Annotated in this window: 1 pseudogene; it reads right to left on the reverse strand. The window is 50.0% G+C overall.

Annotated elements, in window-relative coordinates:
* Positions 1–210: pseudogene (locus KVS67_RS11890) on the reverse strand (transcriptional regulator); the annotation flags it as partial.
* Between the last annotated feature and the right edge of the window lie 70 nt (positions 211–280).

Below are 280 nucleotides of genomic sequence, written 5' to 3' on the forward strand. Positions count from 1 at the left end.
AGCGGGCAGCAGAGCGCTAATGTAGTCTAAAACCTCGAGAAAGGAAACCGCGTACCCTCCTCGAAACTCTTTTTCTTGCCTAGCTCGAACCCTGGAGGTGCCCTCATATTGAATGACGCGAATGGACTTCCGCTCCAGTCGTCCAAAATCACTCAATCTCTTGGCGTAAAGTAACGATCCAAAATTGGTGATTTGCCACAGATCGTCCATGGAACTCTTAACTACACCGGCAGACACCAGACCATCTCTGACTGCCTCGACATTTTGCGGACGCGATATG

Source organism: Micrococcus sp. GbtcB5, from assembly GCF_019091605.1.
Classification (GTDB): Bacteria; Actinomycetota; Actinomycetes; order Actinomycetales; family Micrococcaceae; genus Micrococcus; species Micrococcus luteus.